This is a genomic window from Streptomyces sp. UG1 (genome assembly GCF_049974585.1).
Lineage (GTDB): Bacteria > Actinomycetota > Actinomycetes > Streptomycetales > Streptomycetaceae > Streptomyces.
On sequence record NZ_JBNGGG010000020.1, the window covers coordinates 22,320 to 43,398 of the forward strand.

Below are 21,079 nucleotides of genomic sequence, written 5' to 3' on the forward strand. Positions count from 1 at the left end.
CCCATGGCCCACGGCACAGGGCCGTTGGGCCTCACCGCGACTCCCGCGGTACTTCCGACCGGGCAAGCCGCAGGTGCGGGGCCACGCTGCGGAGCTTCTCGCAGGTCTCCTCCCATTCGCGTTCCGGTGTCGACTGACCCATCACCCCGGCACCCGCGCGCAGCCAACTGCGCCCGTTCCGCTGGAAGACCGTGCGCAGGACCAGCGCGGCGTCGAGGCCGCCGTCGGCGTCGGCGGTGAACACGGCTCCGGCGTACAGCCCGCGGGGTTCGTCCTCGTACCGGCCGATGGCGCGCAGGGCTCCCGGCTTCGGGCAGCCGGTGGCCGTGATCGCCGGGAACAGCGCCGCCAAGGCGGCCCAGGGGCCCCGGTCGTCGGCGAGGCGTCCGGTGACGCGCGAGGCGAGGTGCTGTACCGATCCGCGCTCGCGGACCGTCATGAACTCCTCGACCACGACCGCGTCCCGGCCACCGCAGACCTGGCTCACTTCATCGACGGCGAGGCGTACCGAGAGGGCGTGCTCGTGGATCTCCTTGGGGTCGCCGAGCAGGTCGGCGCGCAGGCGGGCGGTCTCGCCGGGGTCCGTCGCGAGGGCCCGGGTGCCGGCCAGTGGCTGGGTGGAGACGCGCCGGCTGTCCCCGTCCACCTCGACGACCGTCTCGGGGCTGAAGCCGGCGGCTCGCCACCCGCCCAGGTCCAGCAGGAAGGACCGGGCGGGGGTGTTGGCCCTTCGGCCCGCCAGGTAGGTGGCGGCGAGGTCGGGGCCCAGGTGCTCCGGCAGCGGCAGGGGGCGCGAGAGGACGGCCTTCTGCAAGCGCCCCGCCCGGATGTCGGCCACGGTCCGGGCGACGGCGTTCTGGTAGGCGCCGGTTCCGGAGCCGAGGAGCCGCTCCGCGTCGGCGAGCCGCTCTGTGTCGGCGGCCCTCTCCGCGCCGGCGGGGCGCTCCCCCGCCTGCTCGGTAGGAGCAGCCACCCCCACCTGCTCGAAGGAGCTCACCCCCATCTGCCCAGCGGGGCGCTCCCCCACCTGCTCCATGGGTCGGGAGAGCGCCTTGGCGATCAGAGGTACGTGTTCGGGGTCGGTCGTGCGGATGTGCGCCGTGCCCGGGGTCAGTTCGACCTCCGTGACCGGCAGCATGAGGTGGAGCAGCGGGTCGTGTCCCGGGTCGCCGGTGTCCGGGTGCAGCAGGTGGGCCAGTTCGAAGGTGGCCCAGCCGTACGCCCGCCAGTCGTCGCGGTGCGGCAGGTGTGCGAGGACCGTGGCGATCTGTTCCAACGGCGCCTGGCGGTCCAGGGGTTGGGTCACCGAGCGGTTCCCGCACCGGGCGGTCACCTCGTGGGCGTCCAGGGTGACGGTCGCGGCCGGTCCGGCGGCGTACGCCCAGGTCCCGGCGCGCTCGTAGACCACGTACTCGCCGCCGAGGCCCGCTCGGGCGAGCCGTACCGCCGCCTCCGCCGGATCGTGCGGCGCCTCGACGACATGCGCGGGCTCCGGCGCGGGCAGGGCGTCCGCCCAGGAGCTCCAGGTACCGGTCATGCGCGGGGACTTCCTTTCAGCTCTCGGGCCAGCGCTGTCAGTGCCTTCTTGTCGGTCTTGCCGACCGCCGTCACCGGCAGTGCGTCCAGCGCCTCCACGCGGTCGGGGATCTTGTACGGCGCCAGCCCCCGCTCCCGGAGGAAGGCGGCCACCTCGGCGCGGCCGGGGGCGTCGGCTCCGGGCACCGGCACGACGAAGGCGCAGGTGCGCTCGCCGAGCAGGTCGTCGGGTACAGGGACGACGGCGGTGTCCAGCAGCGCGGGATGGTGGACGAGCTGCTCCTCGACCTCGGCGGCGGCCACCTTGTCCCCGCCCCGGTTGATCTGTTCCTTGACCCGGCCCTCGACGACGAGGTGGCCGGTGAGGGTACGCCGGACCAGGTCGCCGGTCCGGTAGTAGCCGTCGGCGGTGAAGGCGGTGGCGTTGTGTTCGGCGGCCCGGTAGTAGCCGCGCAGGGTGTAGGGGCCGCGGGTGAGCAACCGTCCGGTGGCGCCGGGCGGGACGTCGTGGTCGTCCTCGTCGACGACGCGGATCTCGTCGTCGGGTGACAGGGGCCGGCCCTGGGTGTGCAGGACGATCTCCTCGGGGGCGTCCGGTTCGGTGTAGTTGAGCAGGCCCTCGGCCATGCCGAACACCTGCTGAAGCACGAGGCCGAAGGCGTCCCGCGCCTGTGCTGCGTGCTCGGGCAGCAGCCGGGCGCCGCCGACCTGGAGCAGCCGTAGCGACGACAGGTCCGCGTCGCCCCACTCGGCCGCCGCCGTCCACATCCGGGCCGTGGGCGGCACCAGTGCGGTCGCGGTGACGCCTTCGCGCTCGATGAGGGCGAACGCCGCGTCCGGATCGGGTTCGTCCGTGAGGATCGCCGTGCCGCCCGCGTGCAGGGCGCCGAGGACGCCGGGGCAGCCGAGGGCGAAATTGTGGGCGACGGGCAGGGCGGCGAGGTAGACGGTGCCGGGGCCGAAGCCGCACAGCTCGGCGCTGGCGCGCACGTTGTAGGCGTAGTCGTCGTGGGTGCGCGGGATCAGCTTGGGCAGACCGGTGGTGCCGCCCGAGACGAGCAGCAGCGCCACCTCGGAGGCGTCGTCGGGGGCAGGGGGCAGGTCGGGGGCTCCGGGGCCGTCGAGCGGGGTGTGGGCTCCGGGGTCGCCGGCCACCAGGACGTGCCGGAGCTCGGGGCTCTCCTTGAGGACCTCGGCAGCCAACTCGCGGTGGTCGAAGCCCTGGTGGACGTCCGGGACGACGTACGCGACGGCCTGGGACAGCCGGCACAGGTGGACGATCTCGCTGCGGCGGTGCAGTGGCAGGGCGAGCACGGGAATCGCGCCGAGCCGCTGAAGGCCGAAGAAGACGGTGAAGAACTCGGGGACGTTCGGGAGCTGGAGCACGACCCGGTCCCCTGCCCGGACGCCGAGCCCGGCGAGTCGGCGGGCGACGCGCTCGGCCTCCCGGGCGAGCTGGGTCCGGTCCAGTCGCCGGGTGCCGCACACGAGCGCGGTGCGCTGCGGATGGGTCCTGACCCAGGTCCGCAGTAGCCGGTCGAACGTTTCGCCTCGCCAGTGGCCGGAGGCCCGGTACTGCGCGGCGAGGTCCTCGGGCCAGGGCGTACAGCCGTCCAGCACGTGAATCCCCCTCTGGTCGTATCCCGCTCGGCGGGGCTTGTCGATCCCGCCAGTCATACTGTAGTAAATGAATATCATTTTCAATAACTGATGCCATCGAGGCTGGTGAAGCAGTGTCAGAACCCGATCTCCTACGGTCGATCCGTCCCCTGCTGGCGGACTGGCTCGGTCCGGACGCCGAGCGGGTCGGCCCCCACGACAACCTCATCGAGCAGGGCCTGGACTCCATCCGCCTGATGACCGTGTCCGCGGCACTGCGCCGCGACGGGATACGGCTGCCCTTCGCGGCCCTGGCCCGTACCCCGACGCTGCACGCCTGGGCGGAACTGGCCGGCGAGAGAAGCGGCCCGCCGAACGAGACCGTCGCCGAGACGGTCGAGGCCGACGCCGACGCCGACGCCGACGAGACCTCCCCCTTCGATCTGGCCCTCATGCAGCACGCCTACTGGGTAGGCCGTGGCACGGAGCACGAACTGGGCGGTGTGGCCGCCCACTTCTACAACGAGTTCGACGGCGAGGGCGTGGACCCGCAACGCCTGGAGCGTGCCGTACGCGCCCTGCTGGCCCGCCACGCGCAGTTGCGCGCCGTGTTCGCCGACGACGGACGCCAGCACACACCGACCGCCTCCGCCTGGCCCGGGCTGCGGGTGCACGATCTGCGCGAGCTGCCCGAGGACCAGGTGGAGAGCCGGCTGGCGGATCTGCGGGACGAGCTGTCGCACCGCATGCTGCGGGTCGGCGCGGGCGAGGTCTTCGACGTTCAATTGTCGCTGCTGCCGGGCGACCGCACCCGGGTCCACCTCAACCTCGACATGCTCGCGGCCGACGCGCTCAGTCTGCGCGTGCTCCTCGCCGACCTGGCGGTTCTCTACCGCGGCACCGGCTCCCTCTCCCCCATCGGCTACAGCTACCGCCGCTACCTCGCGGACCGGGCCGTCTCCGCCGAACGGGACCGCGACCGGGCACGGGACGCGGCCTGGTGGGCCGCCCGGCTGCCGGATCTGCCCGGCGCGCCCGCGCTGCCCGTCGCCCAGGCGCCGGTACGGCCCCGGGTCACCCGGCGCCACCACTGGCTGCCGCCTCAGGCGCGGGACGCCCTGTTCGCCCGCGCGCACCGGCACGGCGTCACCCCGGCGATGGCGCTGGCCACCGCGTACTGCGAGGTGCTGGCCGCCTGGAGCGCCGAGCACCGCTTCCTGCTGAACGTGCCGCTGTTCGACCGTGAGCCGCTGCATCCCGATGTGCCCCTGCTCGTGGGTGACTTCACCGGTTCCGTGCTGCTCACCGCCGACATGTCGGACGAGGCTCCCTTCCAGAATCGGGCCCGGTCCGTGCAGGAACGCTTCCTCGGGGATGCCGCGCACGCCTCGTACTCGGGTGTCGAGGTGCTGCGGGATCTGAACCGCGCCCAGCGCGGTGGTGGGCGCGTGCTCGCGCCGGTGGTGTTCACCAGTGCGCTGAACCTGGGCGAGCTGTTCTCCGAGGACGTCCGCGCCTGCTTCGGGCGCCCGGTGTGGATCATCTCGCAGGGCCCGCAGGTGTGGCTGGACGCCCAGGTCACGGAGCTGGACGGCGGACTGCTGGTCAACTGGGACGCGCTGGAGCAGGCCTTCCCCGACGGGATGCTGGACGCGATGTTCACCGCGTACCGCACGCTGGTGGACTCCCTCGCCGCGTCCGACACGCCCTGGGGCGCACCCGTACCGGACCTGCTGCCCGGGTCCCAGCGGGAGGCACGCGCGCGTGCCAACGCCACCGACGGGCCCCGCAGCGGTCTGCTCCTGCACGAGGACTTCCTGAGCCGCGCCGAGCAGGCTCCCGACCGACCCGCGCTGCTCTGGGGCACGGACGGTGTCCTCACGTACGGTGAACTCGCCGACCGCGCACGGCGGATCGCCGCCGCGCTGGCCGCGCAGGCGATCGGCCCCGGCGACCTGGTCGCCGTCTGTCTGCCCAAGGGGCCCGACCAGATCGCCGCCGTGCTGGGCACCCTGACCGCGGGCGCGGCGTACGTGCCCGTGGGACGCGACCATCCGCCGGCCCGCCGCGACCGCGTCCTGACCCGGGCCGCGGCACGGGTCGCCTTCGTCACCGAGGACACGGCGCCGCTCCCGGACGGTGTGGTGGGCCTGACGGTGCCGGAGGCACTGGCGCACGCGCCCGTCAAGGAGCCGGTGGCCGTCCCCGAGGGCGATCCGGCGTACATCCTGTTCACCTCCGGCTCCACCGGCGAGCCCAAGGGCGTCGTCGTGCCGCACCGCGCCGCCCGCAACACGGTCGACGACCTCGACGAGCGGTTCGCGGTGACGGGCGACGACCGGACGCTCGCGCTCTCCGCCCTCGACTTCGACCTGTCGGTGTATGACGTCTTCGGGCCGCTGTCCGCCGGCGGCGCGATCGTCCTCGTGGCCGAGGAGGATCGCCGGGACGCGGCGAGCTGGCACGCGCTGATGGCGCGGCACGCGGTCACCGTCCTCAACTGCGTGCCCTCCGTCCTGGACATGCTGCTCAGCACCACCGGGGAAGGGCCGGCCGGGCTGCGGCTGGTGCTGCTGGGCGGCGACTGGGTGGGCGTCGATCTGCCGGGGCGGCTCGCGGAGCGCTCGCCGTCCTGCCGTTTCGTGGCGCTCGGCGGTACGACCGAGACCGCGATCCACTCCACGGTGTGCGAGGTCGTCGGCGGCACCGTGCCCGAGGACTGGAGCGCGGTGCCGTACGGCACACCGCTGGGCAACGTACGGCTCAGGGTCGTCGACGCCCGGGGCCGGGACTGTCCGGACTGGGTGCCGGGTGAGCTGTGGATCGGCGGGGACGGTGTGGCCGACGGCTACCTCGGCGATCCCGAGCGCACGGCCGACCGGTTCGTCCGGTACGACGGGGTGCGCTGGTACCGCACGGGCGATCTGGCCCGCTACCGGCCCGGCGGCATCGTCGAGTTCCTCGGCCGGGCCGATTCCCAGGTCAAGCTGCGCGGGCACCGGGTGGAGCTGGGCGAGGTCGAGGCGGCGCTGGAGCGGGCGCCGGGTGTGGGGCGCGCGGTCGCGGCGGTGAGCAAGGGCGTGCTGGTCGCGGCCTGCGCCCCGGCGCCGGGGTCCGGCGGTGAGCGCAACGAGGGCGTCCGGCCCCAGGTCGTGGCCGCGCGGCCCGATCCGCTGGAGGCCGAGGTGGTGGCGTACGTCATCGGCCGCGTCCTGGAGGGCGGTCCGCGCCCGGGCGAGGACATGCGCGGCGTCGTCCATCTGTGGCGGGACTGGCTGCATCGGCACGCGGTGACGGTCGACGGGGACGGGTTGGCTCAGCGCGTCGCCGGGACCCGGCTCGCGCCCGTGCTCGCCCGCCTCGTCGAGCGGCTGCCGGACCTGCGCGCCATGCTCGCGGGTGAGCGCGACCCGCTCGAACTGCTCGACGACCCTGTGCTCGCCCCGGAGGCGGCGCTCGACGCGCTGCCCGGGAGCGATGAGGCCGCCGGCGCGTGTGCCGATGCGCTGCGTGCGCTCTCGGCGCAGGCGGGCGGCCGTGTCGTGCGGGTCGCGGTCGTCGGGGCACGCGGCGGGCTCGGCATCGAGCGCGTGGCCCGGCAGCTACCGGCGGATGCGGTTCAGTTGACACTTCTCGACACGTCCGCCGGTCTTCTGGAGCGGGCCCGCGAGCGGTTCGCCGCGTCGCCGCACGACGTGCGCTGCCAGGCGCTGCCCGACGGTGCGCTGCCGGAGGGGCTGCCCGGGGCCTTCGACGCCGTTGTGGCGCTCGGCTCCCTGCACGCCTTCGACGATCCGGCCGCCGGTGTCGCCCAGGCGGCGGCCCTGCTGGCGCCCGGTGGCCTGCTGATCGCGGTGGAGCAGGGCGGTCTGGCGCCGCTCGGTCTGATCTGCGCCGCACTGCCCACCCGGGGTTTCGCTGCCGCGGACCCCGCCCGTCGGGCAGCCGGCAGTCCGCTGCTGCCGCCGGCTGCGTGGGAGCAGTTGATGCGTGCCCACGGCTTCGCCGAGGTGGACACGGCCGTACGCCGTCAGGAGCCCGCGCTGCTGATCCGCGCGGTCCGCGACCCGGACGCCGCGCCGAGCGACACCGCGGCGGTACGCGCCGTCGCCGCCGGGCAGTTGCCGTCGTACATGGTCCCCGACCGGCTGGTCCTGCTGCCGGTCATGCCGCTCACCGCGAACGGCAAGGTCGACCGGCGCGCCGTACGTGAACTCCTCGACCGGCATGTGGCGTCCGGGGCTTCTGCGCAGGGTCGGGGCACGCCTCCCCGTCCCGGCGTCGAAGAGCTGGTCGCCGAGGTGTGGCGGGAGCTGCTAGGGGCCCGCACGGTCCATCGCGAGGACGACTTCTTCGCCGTCGGCGGTGACAGTCTGCTCGCCACGCGGATGCTGCACCGGCTGGGCGAGCGCGGCGTGCGCGGCGCCCGGATCGCCGATCTGTTCACCACCCCGGTGCTGAAGGACTACGCCGTCACGCTCACCCTGGACGGCAGCCGCCCCGCCCTACCCGAGCTGGTGTCGGACCCCGGGCACGCGCACGAGCCCTTCCCCGCGACGGACGTGCAGCGCGCGTACTGGCTGGGGCGGGCCGAGGAGATGCGGCTCGGCGGTGTCGGGGCGCACTACTACTCGGAGTTCGACGGGGTCGCGGTCGACGTGCCCCGGCTCGAGCTGGCCTGGCGGCGGCTGATCGACCGTCACCCCATGCTGCGGGCCGTGTTCGACGAGGACGGGCGTCAGCACGTCCTGGCTGCCGTCCCCGAGTTCACCATCCCCGTCGCGGAAGGTGAGGAACAGCTCGACGTCCTGCGCGAGGAGATGTCCCACCAGGTCCTCGACCCGTCCCGCTGGCCGCTGTTCGACGTCCGCGCGGTGCGCTACGGCGACGGCCGGACGCGGCTCGGCGTGAGCCTCGACAACCTGATCCTCGACGGCCTCAGCATGATGACGGTCTTCACCGAGCTGGGTGTCCTGTACGCCGATCCGAGCGCCCAACTCCCGCCCGTGGAACCGACGTTCAGGGACTACCTCGCCTCGGTCGAGCCGGCGCCCGAGATGCTGGCCGCCGACCAGGCGTACTGGCGCGAGCGGCTGCCCGACCTGCCCCCGGCGCCTCGCCTGCCGCTCCTGCGCGACCCGGCGACCCTGGGCCGCCCCCGCTTCGTACGCACCTCGGGGGAACTCGACGCCGAGCGGTGGGGACGGATCAAGGCGCGTGCCCGTGAGCACGGTGTCACCCCGTCGACGCTGCTGCTGGGCGCCTACGCGGAGGTGCTGGGCACCTGGAGCGAGAGCCCTGAGCTGACCGTCAATCTCACGCTGTTCGACCGTCAGGAGATCCACCCGGACACCAACCGGGTGCTGGGCGACTTCACCTCACTGCTGCTCGCCGCCCACCGCCCGCAGCCCGGCGAGGACTGGCTGACCCGGGTGCGTGGGCTGCAGGAGCGGCTGTGGCGCGACCTGGACCACCGCTCGGTCTCCGCGGTGTGGGTCATGCGCGAACTCGCCCGGGCCCGCGGGGAGCGGGACGCGGCCGTGCCGGTGGTGTTCACCAGCGCGCTCGGCGTCGATGACGGCGTGTCCATGGACGCGCCCGACGGGTTCCCAAAGCGGGTGTGGGGTGTCAGCCAGACCCCGCAGGTGTGGCTGGACCTCCAGGTCTACGAAGGCCGGGACGGGGCGCTGCGCCATCAGTGGGACGCGGTGCGGGAACTGTTCCCCGAAGGGCTCGTCGAGACGATGTCCGCCGCGTTCGGCAGGCTGCTGCGCCAGCTGTGCGACGGCGACTGGCGGACGCCTCGGCCCGCCCTGCTGCCCGGCGGGCAGCGCGCCGTCCGCGAGCGCGTCAACGCCACGGGACGGCCCGGTGGCGTGCGCGCCCTGCATCTGCCGTTCTTCGACCGGGCCGCCGCCGATCCGGACGCCCCGGCACTGCTGTGGGGCGAGGACGGCGCCATGTCCCGGGGTGAGCTGCGCGAGCGTGCGCTGCGCATCGCCGCCGGGCTGGCGGCGCGTGGGGTCGTGCCCGGTGACACGGTCGCCGTCTCGCTGCCCAAGGGGCCCGAACAGATCGCCGCCGTGCTCGGGGTGGCCGCCGCCGGGGCCGCGTACGTGCCCGTCGGCGCCGACCAGCCGCCGGTGCGGCGCGAGCGGATGCTGCGGGCGTCGCGGGCGCGCTGCGTGCTCGACGCGGAGTTCCTCGCGCGACCGCTGCCCTCGCCTTTGGAAGCCCCCGTGGCCTCCGACCCGGACTCCTGCGCGTACGTGATCTTCACTTCGGGTTCCACCGGTGAGCCCAAGGGCGTCGAGCTGACGCACCGGGCGGCCGCGAACACCGTCGAGGACATCAACGAGCGGCACGGCATCGGCCCCGCCGACCGGGTCCTGGCGGTGTCGGCGCTCGACTTCGACCTGTCCGTGTACGACATCTTCGGGCTGCTCGGCGCGGGCGGCGCGCTCGTACTGGTCGCCGAGGACGAGCGCCGGGACGCCCAGCGGTGGCGGGACCTGGCCGTACGGCACGGCGTCACGGTCTGGAACTCCGTACCGATGCTGCTGGATATGCTGCTCACGGCGGCTGCCGGGCAGGCTCCGCCGGGGCTGCGGGTCGCGCTGGTCTCGGGTGACTGGGTGCCGCTCGACCTGCCCCGGCGGGTGGCCGAGGCCTCGCGGGGGCGATGCCGGCTGATCGCCATGGGCGGCGCGACCGAGGCGGCGATCTGGTCCAACGCGTACGACGCCACGGGCGGCGCGCCGCAGGGCTGGCCGTCGGTGCCGTACGGCACTCCGTTGCGCGCCCAGCGGTTCCGCGTCGTCGGGCCGCTCGGCGAGGACTGCCCGGACTGGGTGCCCGGCGAGCTGTGGATCGGCGGGGCCGGGGTGGCCACCGGCTACCGGGGGGATCCGCAGCGCACCGCCGACCGGTTCGTGACGGATGCCGGGGAGCGCTGGTACCGCACCGGTGACCTGGGCCGCTACCGGCCCGACGGGCTGCTGGAGTTCCTGGGGCGCCGCGACCACCAGCTCAAGATCCGCGGCCATCGCACCGAACTCGGCGAGGTCGACGCGGCGCTGCTCGCGCAGCCGGGCGTCGCCCGTGCGGTGACCGTGGCGACCGGGCCACGGGGGAAGCTGCGGCTGACCGCGTTCGTGGTGCCGGAGGGCGCCTTGGACCTGGCCGAGGTGGAGCGGCGGCTCGCGGAACATCTGCCCGCGCATGCCGTGCCCGCCGCGCTCGTACCGCTGCCCGACGGGCTGCCGTTGACCGCCAACGGCAAGGTGGACCGGGCCGCGCTGGCCGAGCGGGCCGCCTCGGTCGGCGTACCGTCCGAGGGCGGCCGGGAGCCGAGCGGACCCGTGGAGGAGCTGGTCGCCGCCGCCTGGCGGGAGCTGCTGGGGGCCGAACACGTCGGCAGGGACGACGACTTCTTCGCCCTCGGCGGGGACAGTCTGCTCGCCACGCGGCTGGTGGCGCGGCTGCGCGAGGCCGGCCTGAGCGGGGCCAGCATCGCCGGACTGTTCACCCGTCCCGGGCTCAAGGAGTACGCCGGCACGCTCGCCCTCGACACGGGCGGACCGTCGTGGCTCCCGAGCTGGTGCTCGACCCGGAGCACGCGCACGAGCCGTTCCCGGCGACCGATGTGCAGCGGGCGTACTGGATCGGGCGGACCGCGCAGCTCGACCTGGGCGGTGTCGGTTCGCACTACTACAGCGAGACGGACGAGGAGTACACGGACGTCAGTGCGCTGGAGCGGGCCTGGCGGCGGTTGATCGACCGTCATCCGATGCTGCGGGCCGTCTTCGACGCGGACGGGCGGCAGCAGGTCCTCGAGTCCGTCCCCGAGTTCACCATCCCCGTCGCGGAGGGTGAGGAACAGCTCGACGTCCTGCGCGAGGAGATGTCCCACCAGGTCCTCGACCCGTCCCGCTGGCCGCTGTTCGACGTCCGTGCCGTGCACTACACGACGGCCGGCGGAGAGCGCCGCACCCGGATCGGGGTCAGCCTCGACAACCTGGTCCTCGACGGCCTCAGCATGATGATCGTCTTCACCGAGCTGCGGCAGCTCCGGGACGATCCGGATGCCGAACTGCCGCCGGTGGAGCCGACGTTCAGGGACTACCTCACCTCGGTCCGGCCCGCGCCGGAGTCGGTGGCCGCCGACCAGGCGTACTGGCGCGAGCGCCTGCCGGGTCTGCCCCCGGCGCCCCGGCTGCCGCTCCTGCGCGAGCCGTCCGCCGTCGGGCGCCCGCGTTTCGTCCGCCGTGCGACGCACCTGCCGCAGGACGTCTGGGCGCGGCTTCAGGAACAGGCCCGGGGGTATGGCATCACCCCGTCGGTCCTGCTGCTGGGCGTCTACGCCGAGGCGCTGGGCGAACAGGCGGAGAGTCCCGCACTCACCGTCAACCTCACCCTGTTCGACCGCCAAGAGGTCCATCCGCACATCAACCGGATCGCCGGTGACTTCACGTCGCTGTTGCTGGCGGCCCACCATCCGCGCGCGGGCGAATCCTGGCCGGCGCGGCTGCGCGGGCTCCAGGCCCGGCTGTGGACCGACCTGGACCACCGGGCGGTGTCGGCGGTCTGGGTGATGCGGCAGCTCGCCCAGGAACGCGGGCCGGGGCAGGCCGCCATGCCCGTGGTGTTCACCAGCGCGCTCGGCATCGACGACGAACGGGCCGGGGCGCTGACTCCGCCGTACTGGTCCGTGTCCCAGACGCCGCAGGTCTGGCTCGACCACCAGGTCATGGAGGACGCCGAGGGGCTCAGGCTCACCTGGGACGCGGTGACCGGACTGCTGGCCGATGATCTGCCGAGGACCCTGATGGGTCGCCAACTGGAAATGCTGAGCGAGCTGTCCACGACGGAGGACTGGGACGCGCTGATCCTCGGCACCGGCCTGAAGGACGGTGAGCGGTCACCGACGTCGCCCACCACCCTCGTCACCAAGGCTGCCGACGCGGGCGAGCCTCCGCGCGGCGCCACCGAGGAACTTGTCGCCGCGCTCTGGTCCGAGCTGCTGCCCGACCACCCGCCCACCGGCCGGGAGCAGGGCTTCTTCGCCGCCGGCGGCGACAGTCTGCTGGCCACCCGGCTGATCGCGCGGCTGCGCGAACGCACCGGCGTGGAAGTCCCGCTCAGGGCGTTCTTCGCCCACCCGACCGTGGCCGCACTCGGCGCCGCCGTCGACGACATCACGAACCACACGATCGATCAGAACTGGGAAGAGGGGGAACTGTGAGCGCCGCCGAGCTGGTGTCGGAACTGGCCGCCGTAGGAGTCGAGTTGTGGGAGGAGGACGGCCGTATCCGCTTCCGGGCGCCGCAGGGTGCCCTCACCGAGGAGCTGCGCGAGCGGCTGCGCGCCGACCGCGACGCCGTACTGGCCTATCTGCGCGACCCGTTCGCCGAGCCCCTCGTCCCCGACCCGGACGGGCGGCACCTGCCGTTCCCGCTGACCGAGGTGCAGTCCTCGTACCTGCTGGGCCGCACGGACGCCTTCGCCTACGGCGGGATCGGCTGTCACGCCTACCTGGAGTACGAGCTGCCCGGCAGCGTCGCGCCGGCTCGGGTGGCCGACGCGTGGCGGGCGCTGGTGGAGCGGCACGACGCGCTGCGCACGGTGTATCACCCGGACGGCCAGCAGGTGCTCAAGGACCTGCCGCCGTACGAGATCCCCGTGGCGGAGGGCGAGGAAGCCGCCGAGATGGTGCGCGGGGAGCTGGCGCAGCGCACGTACGACCCGGCCGCCTGGCCGCTGTTCGACGTGCGGGTCACGCACTCCCCCGAGCGGCTGCTGGTGCACCTCTCCGTCGATCTGCTGGTCACCGACTTCTCGGGTGTCCAGCAACTCCTCGGCGAGCTGGAGCAGTTGTGCCTGGAACCGGAGACGGCCCTCGTGCCCGTACCGGTCTCCTTCCGTGATCACGTCCTCGCCGAGCGGCGGCTGCGCGACAGCTCCCGCTGGGCCCGGGACCGCGCCTACTGGCTGGACCGCCTCGACTCGCTGCCGCCCGCGCCCGAACTCCCGGTCCTGGCCGAGGAGCCGGCCGGCGAGGTGCGCTTTTGGCGGCTGGCGGACCGGCTGACCGCCGAGGAGGCGGCCGGGCTGCGGCGCCGGGCCGCCGCGCGCGACCTGACCGTGTCGACCGTGCTGCTCGCCGCGTACGCCGAGGTCATCGGCCGCTGGAGCGCCAAACCGCGCTTCACGCTCAACCTGCCGGTCTTCGCCAAGCGTCCGGTGCACCCCGACATCGGCCGCGTGGTCGGCGACTTCACGTCCGTGACGCTGCTGGCGGTCGAGCCGGACGCCGAGGCCTCCTTCGCGGAGCGGGCCCGGGCGCTCGGTGGGCGGCTCTTCGAGGATCTGGACCATGGGCTGTACTCGGGCGTCGAGGTACTGCGCGAGGCGGCCCGCCGCTCGGCGCCCGCGCTGATGCCGGTGGTGTTCACCAGCACCCTCCAGGGCACCGAGGCGCCGCAGTCCGGCGCCGGACGGGTGGTCTACGGGGTCACGCAGACCCCGCAGGTGTGGATCGACTGCCAGGTGATGGAGTCGGGCGGCGAGGTCCTGCTGGGCTGGGACGTGCGGGAGGGCGTGCTGCCGGAAGGGCTGGCGGAGGACGCGTTCGGGGCGTTCGCCGCGCTCGTACGGGAGTTGGCGGTCTCGGACGTGCCGTGGGACGGCGCCGCCGATCCGGTGCGGCTGCCCGAGGCGCAGGCGGCCCGGCACGCGGAGGTCAACGCCACCGGGCGGCCACTGCCGGAGGGGCTGCTGCACGAGCGGGTCTTCGCCGCGGCCGCCGCGCATCCCGGCCGTCCGGCGGTCATCGCGCCCGACCGCACGCTCACTTACGCCGAACTGGCCGCGCACGCGCACGCGGTGGCCGCGCAGCTGCGCGCGGCGGGCGTCGGGCCGGGCGAGCGGGTGGCGATCGTGATGGACAAGGGCTGGGAGCAGGTCCCTGCCGTGCTGGGCGCCCTGCACGCCGGCTGTGTGTACGTGCCGGTCGACACCGTCCACCCGCCCGCGCGCCGCGCCGGGGTGCTGGCCTCCAGCGGGGCGAGCGTCGTGCTCACGCAGGCGCGGGTCGATGCTTCGTACGACGTGCCGGTGATCGCCGTGGACACGCTGGAGCCGTCGTCGTCCGCGCCCGAGCCCCGGCCGGTGGACCCCGGCGAGGCGGCGTACATCATCTACACCTCCGGCTCGACCGGGGAGCCCAAGGGCGTCGAGGTCTCGCACCGGGCCGCGCTCAACACGGTCGCCGACATCGACGACCGGTTCGGCGTCGGCCCCGGAGACCGGGTCCTCGGTCTCGCCCAGCTCGGCTTCGACCTGTCCGTCTACGACCTGTTCGGTCCCCTGGCCCACGGCGGCGCCCTGGTGCTGCCGGAGGCCGAACGGCGCGGCGACCCCTCGCACTGGGCGCGGCTCGCGGCCCGCCACCGCGTGACGCTGTGGAACTCGGTGCCCGCGCAGTTGCAGATGCTCTACGACTACCTGGCCTCCGCCACCGGCTCCGGGGACGTGGCCGGCCTGTCCGACCTGCGGCTGGGCCTGCTGTCCGGCGACTGGATTCCGGTCCGGCTGCCGGACCGGGTGCGCGCGCTGCTGCCGGGGCTGCGGCTGATCAGCCTCGGCGGTGCGACGGAGGCGGCGATCTGGTCCATCCACCACCCCATCGAGCAGCCCGTCGACCCGGACCGGCCGAGCATCCTGTACGGCAGGCCCCTCGCCAACCAGACCTTCCACGTCCTGGACGACGCCCTGCGGCCTAGGCCGGACTGGGTGCCGGGCGAGCTGTGCATCGGCGGCGACGGGCTGGCGCTCGGCTATCACGGCGACCCGCAGACCACGGCACGGCGGTTCGTCACGCATCCCGTGACCGGGGAGCGGCTGTACCGCACCGGTGACCTGGGCCGTTGGCTGCCGACCGGGGACATAGAGTTCCTGGGCCGCGAGGACGGGCAGGTCAAGATCCGCGGCCACCGCATCGAACTCGCCGAGGTCGAGGCCGCGTTGACCAGGCACCCGGCGATCGGTGCGGCCGCCGCCCTCGCTGTCGGCGACGATCCGCTGCAACGCCGGCTGGTCGCCTTCGCGGAACCGGCACGGCTCGCGAACGGGCAGGCCGGCGCGCCGGACCAGGCGCTGATACGGCGGGCCCGCGAGGCGGGCGACGCGGTCGAGGTCGCCGAGCCGGAGCGGATCGAGGAGTTCGCCCGGCTGCTGGACGAGGCGTCGCTGGCGTCCATGCTGGACGTGCTGCGGGCGCGCGGCCTGTTCGGCGAGCCCGACGCCGTCCACACCGCGGACGAGGTGGCGGCGGCAGCGGCCGTACCGCGGCACCACCGGGTGATCCGGCGCTGGCTGTCCGTGCTGGCCGACGAGGGGTGGCTGGAACTGGCGGACACCGGCCACTACCGGCTCACCGCGCCGCCCGCGTCGGCGGCGGAGGCCTGGGACCGGGTGGCCGCCGTGTGGAGCGACGAGCTGGGCCCGGCCGAACTGCTGGCCTATCTGCGGGCCAACGCCGACCAGTTGGGCGAGCTGACGCAGGACCGGGTCGCCGCCGTCGACCTGCTCTTCCCCGAGGCCCGGATGGAGACGGCCGACGCGGCCTACCGCGAGAACGTCATGTCCGCCTACCTCAACCGCGTACTCGCCGCCGCCCTGCGCTCGGCCGCCGAGGCTCAGGCCCCCGGCCGGCCGCTGCGGGTGCTGGAGGTGGGCGCCGGGACCGGGGCGAGCACGGCGGGGGCACTGGCCGCGCTCGACGGCCTTCCGGTGGAGTGGCGGTTCACCGACGTCAGCCCCTTCTTCCTGGACCGGGCGCGGGAACGCTTCGGGCCGGATCCGCGGCTGCGGTACGGGCTGTACGACGTGGACGGCGACCCGGCCGAGCAGGGGCTGACCGCCAACTCGTTCGACGTGGTGGTGTGCGCGGGCGTGCTGAACAACGCCCGGGACACGGCGGCGGCCCTCGCCGCGCTGCGCTCGCTGCTCGTCCCCGGCGGCCTGCTGCTGGTCACCGAACCGACCCGGGAGCACTACGAGATCCTGATCTCGCAGGCGTTCATGATGACCGGAGCCGAGGACCTGCGCCGCACCGACGACGCGGACGCCACTTTCGTGACCCGCGAGCAGTGGCTGCGGCTCTTCTCGGAGGCGGGCGGACGCAACGAGGTGTGCCTGCCGCAGCCGGGTCATGTGCTGGAGCCGCTGGGCCAGCATGTCTTCGCGGTGCGCTTCAAGACCGACCGCGCGCACGTCGATCCCGCCGAGGTCGGCGATCATCTCGCGGCTCGGCTCCCGGCGTACATGCTGCCTGCCGCGCTGCACGTCGTGGACGGGCTCCCGCTGACCGCCAACGGCAAGGTGGATCGCAAGGCACTGGCGGCGCGGGCGGCCACCGCCGCCGGCTCCGACGAAGGGAGCCCCGCGGCCCGCACGGACGAAGTGGCACAGCCCGCCGACGAGTTGGAGCAGCGGCTGGCGGACGTCGTCGCCCGGGCGCTCGGTGTCACGGCCGTGGACCGGGAGCGCAGCCTGTTCGACCTGGGTGCGGACTCGCTGATCCTCGCGCAGTTGTCCGCGCGGCTGATCGAGGAGGTGCCTCAGGCCGCGGACCAGCAGTTCGACACGCTGCTGCGGGAGTTGCTGAACCGTCCGACGGTCGCCGCGCTCGCACGCCACCTGCGGGGCGCGGACGAGGGCACCGGCTCGGGAACGGTCGCGGGTTCGGCGAGCGCGCTGCTGCCCCTCGGGGACGCGCCCGACGGCGGAGTGCTCCAGGTGCTGGTGCACGAGGGGATCGGCACCATGGCCCCGTACCGCGATCTCGCGGCCCGGCTGGGCGCGTACGGGCCGCTCGTCGGGCTGGCCGTCGGTGACGTGGACATGTGCGTGGACCTTCCGGCGGAGGGGTTCGTGGAGCGGCTGGCGGCCGAGCACGTACGGCAGTTGACCGCTACCGGAGCCGAGCGGTTCCGGCTCACCGGCTACTGCCTGGGCGGGCAGCTCGCCACCGAGATCGCCCGGCAGCTCACCGAGGGCGGGGCGCATGTCGAACGGCTGACGGTGGTCAGCAGCAGCCCGCCCGCGTTCGTGTGCGAGGACGAGCTGCTGATCGAGCACGCCTTCGCGCGGGTGCTGGGCGCGGATCCGGAGGCGGCCGGTTATCCGGACGACGAGGAGGAGCTGGGGGCCGCGCTGCGGGCGATCCTGGACGCCACGCCGGGCCGGGTGCCGGCCGGTGCCTTCGCCGCGCTGTGCGGTGAGGCGCGGCTGGAGTCGGTGGCCCGCCGGATGCGGGCCCTGGGTGAGGTGCCGCAGCAGGAGCGGCTTGCGGCGATCGCCCGCACGCTGGGCGGGGACGGCGACGCGGCCCATGTGCCGGGCCTGTACCGGGTGTTCCGGCATGCCTTCGCCGCCGCCTCGCTGCACACCACCCAGCCGTACGCGGGTGACATCACCCTCGTCCGGCCGCGCGGTCGGCTGCGGTTCCTGTCCGGGTTCGGGCAGGAGGCGGACGAGCTGTGGCGCGAGGTGTGCCTCGGCGATCTGACGGTGGTCGACGTCGACGGCGACCACTTCAGCTGCCTGCGCGCACCGCACGTCGACTCTGTCGCCTTCGCGGCCGGCGGCACCCCGTGAACCGGGGCCGTACCGCCCCGGTCGCCGTGGGTGTGGTCGGGGCGGCCGGGGCGGTGGGCCGGGCCGTGGTGGAGGAGTTGCTGCGGCTCGGTGTCGGGCCGGTGCGGGCGGCGGTGCGCCGCCCGCCCGGCCGGGCGCTGCCCGCGGGGGCGGAGCTGTGGCCCGATCCGGTGGAGGTGACCGACGCCCGCGCCCTCGCCGCGTTCTGCGCCGAGTGCCGCGTCGTCGTCAACGCCACCGGGCCGGTCCGGGCCGTCGGCCATCGGGTCGCCCAGGCCGCCCTTGCGGCGGGCGCGGACCTGGTCGACGTCAACGACACGGCGGAGCTGCCGGAACGGCCGCCGTACGAACGGCTGTTGCGATGGCGGACGGTGGTGGTCGGCACCGGGTTGATGCCGGGGTTGGCGGGGTTGCTGCCGGGGCTGCTCGGCGGGATGCGCGGCGCCCTGACCGTCCGCGTCGGCGGGCTCCCGCACTTCCCGCCCGCCGCCGCCCGGGACTTCATGGACCGGCTCGCGCGCCCGGGCGGTGAGGTGACCGCCGTGTGGCGCGGCGGGCGTCGGGTGCCGGGGGCGCTCGCCGTGGAGCGTGGCGTCCGGCTGCCGTACTTCCCCGGGGCCGTGACGGCGATCCCGTATCTCACCGAGGAGGCCGTGGGGGTCGCCCGGCGGTACGGGCTCGACGAGGTGCGCTGGTACACGGTGTTCGGCGGCGAGGGCACGCGTGCCGTCCTCGACCGGTACCGCGCGGGGCTCGCCCCGGGCCCGGCCGTGGATGTGGCGGCGGCCGAGCTGTCGCGGGCCACGCTCACCGACCTCGCCGGACGGGCGCCGTACCAGATCGTGACCTGCGAACTGGACGATCGCCGCAGCCTGGTCCTCACCGGCACCGATTCCTCCGCCCTGACCGGCACCGCCGCCGCGCACGCGGCGCTCGCTCTGCTCGACGGTGTACTCCCGCCGGGGCAGCTCCACTTCGCCGACCTCCCCGATCCCGGTCACGTCGTCCGTCGTATCGCCGAGGCACCCGCCGTACGCGAACTGCTGCTGATCGACGGGCCCTTGGCCGATCTCCCCGTGGAAGAAGGAATCCTGTGACCAGAGTCGTGGTCTGCGGTACCGGCTTCGGCCGCGTGTACCTCAGCGCCTTCCGGGAGCCCGGACCGGAGTTCCCGCTCCGCCTGACCGGCGTCCTCGGCCGGGGCAGCCCCCGCTCCAAGGCCTGCGCCGAGCGCTACGGCGTGCCCCTGCTCACCGACCCCGACGATGTGCCGGACCTCGCCGACCTGGCCTGTGTGGTCGTGCCGAACGGGGTCGGCGGCGGGGAAGGCACGGCGCTCGCGCGGCGGCTGATGGAGCAGGGGGTGCACGTGCTGCACGAGCACCCGATCCATCAGTCGGAGCTGGCCGCGTGCCTGCGCACCGCGCGCGAGCACGGCGTCCAGTACCGGCTCAACACGTTCTACCCGCACCTCGCCCCGGTACGCCGCTTCCTCGCCGCGGCCCGGCATCTGGCCGAGCGGCAGGAGCCGCTGTACGCGGAGGGCGCCTGCGCCATCCACGTGGCGTACGACCTGATCGACATCCTCGGGCAGGCGCTCGGCGGGCTGCGCCCCTGGAAGTTCACCGACCCGGCGCCCGAGGGCGGCCCGTTCAGCACCCTGGAGGGCCGTCTCGCCGGCGTCCCGGTCACCCTGCGCGTGCTGAACCAGCTCGACCCCGAGGACCCCGACAACCACACCCATCTGCTGCACCGCGCCGCCCTCGGCTTCACCGGCGGCACCCTCACGCTGGCGAGCACGCACGGCCCCGTCCTGTGGAGCCCGGCGCTTCCCGCGCCCCGCGGCGAGGACGGCGAGCTGGACTTCGACAGCGACGCCCACCGGCTGGTGCATCTGCCGAGCGTGCAGCCGGTCGGCCCGGCCGAGGCCCCCACGCACCGCGAGGTCTACACCGAGGTCTGGCCGGAGGGCGTACGGCGCGCCCTGCGGGCCATGGTCGACGCGGCGGAGTCGGGCGCGGACCCGATGCGCGCCGGTCAGTACCACCTCACCCTCAGCCAGATCTGGCAGGACCTCACGGCCCGGCTCGGCTACCCCGAACTGGTGCGCCGCCCCGCGCCCGAGCCGGTCACCGCGCCGGACCTGGCCGCGGCGGTACACGAGCGGGAGGGCCTGTGACCGGTACGATCACCGCCTTCAACCCGCTCGACCTGAGCCACACCGACGACCCCTACCCCCGGCTGGCCGCCCTGCGCCGCGACCGGCCGGTCTCCACGCCGCTGCCCGGCTGGCACGTGGTCGTGCGGGACGCCGACGTACGGGCGGTGCTCGCGGCCCCGGAGGTGTGGTCGAGCCGCCGCAACAACACCTCCGTACCGGAAACCCCGGAAGCGGACCGGGAGTTGGCCCTGTCCCAGCTGGACCCGCCCGCGCACACTCGGCTTCGGCGTCTCCTCTCCCCCGCCTTCGCCCGGACCGTGGTGGCGGAGCTGGAGTCCGTGGTGCGGGAGCGGGCCGGGGCGCTGGCGGGCCGGCTCGAGGATGGTGGGGACCTTGTGGCCGCGTTCGCCGCGCCGCTGCCGCGTGCCGTGCTGGCCGCCTTCTGCGGGGTGGGCGACGGTGACGCGGCGGAGTACGACCGCTGGGCGGCCGGGTTCACGGATCTGCTGGGACACCGGGCGCGCCCCGAGTGGCCCGCGTTCGAGCGGTGGGCGCTGCGGGCCGCCGAGGGACGCGCGATGGGCGGCGTGCTGGGGCGTCTGGACCGTACGGAGGCCGTGACGTTCCTGCACTTCCTGATCGTGGCCGGCGTGCCCAACCTCCGTCATGCGCTGGGGAATCTGGTGCTGCGGCTGCTGCGGGAGGAGCACTGGCGGGCCGAAGGACTGCCGGAGGCGATCGAGGAGTCGCTGCGGCTCGATCCGCCCGCGCTGTGGCAGATGCGCACCGCCACCCGGGACACCGTGCTGGCGGACACGCCGGTGCGGGCCGGGGAGCGGGTGATCGCCGTGGTCGCCTCCGCCAACCGTGACCCGGCGCGCTGGGGCGAGGACGCCGACGCGTTCCGGCCCGGCCGACCGGGGCTGCGGGCCCACCTCGCCTTCGGCAAGGGCCCGCACGCATGTCTGGGGGCCTCTCTCACCCGGCTCCAACTGCGCGTGGCCGCCGAGGTGTTGATCGAGCGCTACCCGGGGCTGCGGCTCGCGTCCGACTTCCGTTTCCGGCGGGCCGGCGACTTCATGAGCCGCGGTCCTGCGGCCCTTCCCGTCCATGTGGAGTGAC

8 protein-coding genes are annotated in these 21,079 nt (G+C 74.4%); 6 read left to right on the forward strand and 2 right to left on the reverse strand.

What is annotated here, in order from left to right:
* Positions 1-31 precede the first annotated feature (31 nt).
* Both ACP4J3_RS22620 and ACP4J3_RS22625 read right to left on the reverse strand, forming a co-directional pair.
* Positions 32-1,537 (reverse strand): salicylate synthase, encoded by a 1,506-nt coding sequence (locus tag ACP4J3_RS22620; protein ID WP_426537203.1) that lies wholly within the window; start codon positions 1,535-1,537, stop codon positions 32-34.
* Complete coding sequence (locus ACP4J3_RS22625; RefSeq protein ID WP_426537205.1) at positions 1,534-3,156, reverse strand: (2,3-dihydroxybenzoyl)adenylate synthase; 1,623 nt, start codon at positions 3,154-3,156, stop codon at positions 1,534-1,536. Before ACP4J3_RS22625 ends, ACP4J3_RS22620 begins: the two co-directional genes overlap by 4 nt.
* Positions 3,157-3,269: 113 nt before the next feature.
* On the opposite strand from ACP4J3_RS22625, the gene ACP4J3_RS22630 reads away from it, so the two are divergent.
* Genes ACP4J3_RS22630 through ACP4J3_RS22655 form a run of 6 tightly spaced genes read left to right on the forward strand, consistent with a single transcriptional unit; the run spans position 3,270 to position 21,078 of the window.
* Entirely contained in the window at positions 3,270-10,910 is a 7,641-nt protein-coding gene (locus tag ACP4J3_RS22630) for an amino acid adenylation domain-containing protein (RefSeq protein WP_426537207.1), read from the forward strand.
* Positions 10,907-12,379: a condensation domain-containing protein gene (locus ACP4J3_RS22635; RefSeq protein WP_426537413.1), complete on the forward strand. Its 1,473-nt coding sequence runs from the start codon at positions 10,907-10,909 to the stop codon at positions 12,377-12,379. Before ACP4J3_RS22630 ends, ACP4J3_RS22635 begins: the two co-directional genes overlap by 4 nt.
* Entirely contained in the window at positions 12,376-17,796 is a 5,421-nt protein-coding gene (locus ACP4J3_RS22640; RefSeq protein WP_426537209.1) for an amino acid adenylation domain-containing protein, read from the forward strand. The genes ACP4J3_RS22635 and ACP4J3_RS22640 overlap by 4 nt, the downstream gene beginning before the upstream one ends.
* Positions 17,793-18,893, forward strand: a complete 1,101-nt coding sequence (locus ACP4J3_RS22645) for a saccharopine dehydrogenase NADP-binding domain-containing protein (protein WP_426537211.1) — start codon at positions 17,793-17,795, stop codon at positions 18,891-18,893. The genes ACP4J3_RS22640 and ACP4J3_RS22645 overlap by 4 nt, the downstream gene beginning before the upstream one ends.
* Positions 18,890-19,975: a Gfo/Idh/MocA family oxidoreductase gene (locus ACP4J3_RS22650; protein WP_426537213.1), complete on the forward strand. Its 1,086-nt coding sequence runs from the start codon at positions 18,890-18,892 to the stop codon at positions 19,973-19,975. The genes ACP4J3_RS22645 and ACP4J3_RS22650 overlap by 4 nt, the downstream gene beginning before the upstream one ends.
* Positions 19,972-21,078, forward strand: a complete 1,107-nt coding sequence (locus ACP4J3_RS22655; RefSeq protein WP_426537215.1) for a cytochrome P450 — start codon at positions 19,972-19,974, stop codon at positions 21,076-21,078. Before ACP4J3_RS22650 ends, ACP4J3_RS22655 begins: the two co-directional genes overlap by 4 nt.
* Position 21,079: the final 1 nt, after the last annotated feature.

Excerpts from the sequence above, each read along its gene's own strand:
- ACP4J3_RS22620 (WP_426537203.1), bottom strand. The coding sequence starts at position 1,537 with ATGACCGGTACCTGGAGCTCCTGGGCGGACGCCCTGCCCGCGCCGGAG.